This is a genomic window from Pseudoalteromonas sp. SR45-5 (assembly GCF_014163565.1).
Lineage (GTDB): Bacteria > Pseudomonadota > Gammaproteobacteria > Enterobacterales > Alteromonadaceae > Pseudoalteromonas > Pseudoalteromonas distincta.
Genome location: NZ_JACJDN010000572.1, coordinates 1 through 2,536, shown reverse-complemented (window position 1 = coordinate 2,536; position 2,536 = coordinate 1). Strand labels below are relative to the sequence as shown.

Here is a 2,536-nt window from a genome sequence, read left to right as displayed (position 1 = left end):
CGCTTAAAAAGCTGATCTTTTGTTTCTTTATCAAAGTAAATAACAACATTACGACATAAAATAAGATCAAATGATCCTTTCATTGGCCAGTCTTGTAATAAGTTTAAACGCTTGAAAGAAATAGACTCTTTTAGTTTATCTCTAACTTTATAATTTTCACCGTCTTTGCTTTTTAAAAACCAACGCTTAAGTTGCACGTCATCTAAGCCATTAACATTCGCTGCGGTGTAAATACCTTTTTGTGCTTTTGCCAATACATTAGAATCTAAATCGGTTGCTAGTATTTTTACATCCCAATTGCTCGGAAATGCGTTATTTAAAGTCATCGCCAAACTGTAAGGCTCTTCCCCTGTGGAGCAACCTGCAGACCAGATTCTTACTCGCTTACTGTTTTTATTTGCCTTTAAAAGAGCAGGTACAAGCTCAGATTTTATAAATTCAAAGTGATGTATTTCACGAAAAAAAGACGTTAAGTTCGTTGTTATTGCATTAATAAAGGCATCAAACTCCTGATCTTTATGACTATTCAGATACTCTAAGTAAGCTTTAAAATCAGTTAATTTACGCTCCCTAATACGTCTTGCTAAGCGTGAATAAACCATCTCTCGCTTATGATCCCCTAATACAATTCCACATGCGCTGTAAACTAAACTGGCAATTTCCTTAAAGTCGCGGTCGGTACACAAAAACTCTTTCATTGTCCGCTCCCAATTAAACCTAATGCTAACAAGTAGTGCCTCGCTGTAACTATTTATTAGACGAGGCATAAAAAGGCTAAATATTAAAACTCTTCCCACTCATCAGCTGAGTCTACAAAGTTATCGCCCCTTGGCTTGTTACTCACAAAACGGCTTTGCGGCTTATGAGATAGTTCAGGAGTTCGCATAGTTGATGACATCATTGTCATCTCTTGCTGATCTACTGAGAAAAAGTTAAGTAATCGGCGCATCTCATTAGCTTGCTCAGCCATAGACTCACCAGCAGCAGAGGCTTGCTCTACTAGAGCGGCATTTTGTTGCGTCATTTCGTCCATTTGAGAAATAGCTTTGTTAACTTGCTCAATACCCGCACTTTGTTCTTCAGATGCCTCCGTAATATCAGAAATCATTTGCGTCACTCTTTGCACCGACACAACAATCTCTTTAAGTGTAGCGCCCGACTCATTAACTAATTGAGAACCATCAGCTACTTTGCCTACACTATCTCGTATTAACTCTTTAATTTCTTTCGCTGCGCCCGCAGAGCGCTGCGCTAAATTACGAACCTCACCTGCAACAACCGCAAAGCCTCGACCTTGCTCACCCGCTCTTGCTGCCTCTACAGCGGCATTAAGCGCTAATAAATTCGTTTGAAACGCGATTTCGTCTATTACACCGATAATATCTGCAATTTTTTTGCTCGACTCATTAATTGCCGACATGCTCGTAACTGCTCTATTAACAACTTCACCACCTTGAATCGCTTTTTCACAGGTTTCTTCTGCCAAGTCGTTTGCTACTTTTGCGTTATCAGCATTTTGACGAACGGTACTGGTCATTTCCTCCATACTTGAAGCTGTTTCTTCAAGTGACGAGGCTTGCTCTTCTGTACGTTGGCTTAAATCAGCATTACCTTGAGAAATTTCTTCTGCACCACTGGCTACTAACGTTGCCGATGAATTTATGCGATTAATCACTTCTGTTAATTTATCTGCCGTAGCATTTGCGTCGCGTTTAAGTTTATCAAATGAACCTTTGTATTCTTTTTCAATACGTTTTGATAAATCACCACTTGCCATCGCATCGAGCATATTGCCAGTGTCGGCAACGGCATCATCAACTATTTTAACTAAGCTATTTAATCCTTGAGCCAAACGTAAAAAGAACCCTTCCTTCCCATCTTCCGCAACTCTTGTATCTAATTCGCCATTACCTGCAGCACCAATAAGCTCAGCGATTTCTTTTTCAAGCGCAACTTCATTGGTTCTATCTTCCCACTCAACAATGGTGCCTAAATGCTTTCCGTCTTGACTGATCCAAGGTGAAGCAATCAAGGTAAAAGTGACACCTGCTAACAGTAGCTCGGCTTTATAGGGCTTATCTAGGTTTTTTAATAAATCACGTTGATGATTAGGGTGCTTATGAAAATCATCAACACAGGTGCCAATTAAATTATCAACAGAAAAGCTTGGCAATACGGTTTGTAATTCTTTTTCGCGGACTTTTAGCATTTGCTGAACACGGTCGTTCACAAATACTATTTTAAGGTTTTCATCAGCAATCATTACGTTTGCTTGGCAAACTTTAAGCGCATTTGCTAAATCGGCTGCTTTGCGAGATGCCTTTTCAAGCTCTTTTTGTTCAGTAATATCAGATGCATATTTAATCACTTTAAACGGCTTGCCGTTCATATCATAAATTGGATTATAAGATGCTTGAATCCAAACCTCCTGACCCTGCTTTCCTATTCTTAAATATTCCCCTGAATCAAATTCACCGCGACCTAGTTTGGCCCAAAATTCTTTATATTCGATACTATTTGCATGTTCGGGATCAAT

Annotated in this window: 2 protein-coding genes; both read right to left on the bottom strand. The window is 39.3% G+C overall.

Going from position 1 to position 2,536, the window contains the following annotated elements; genetic code table 11:
- A partial coding sequence (locus tag H5072_RS16645; RefSeq protein WP_182694167.1) for a protein-glutamate O-methyltransferase CheR occupies positions 1–698 on the bottom strand: 698 nt, incomplete at its 3' end.
- Between the two features lie 83 nt (positions 699–781).
- Positions 782–2,536 (bottom strand): methyl-accepting chemotaxis protein (locus tag H5072_RS16640; RefSeq protein WP_182694166.1); only part of this gene is annotated, 1,755 nt, incomplete at its 5' end.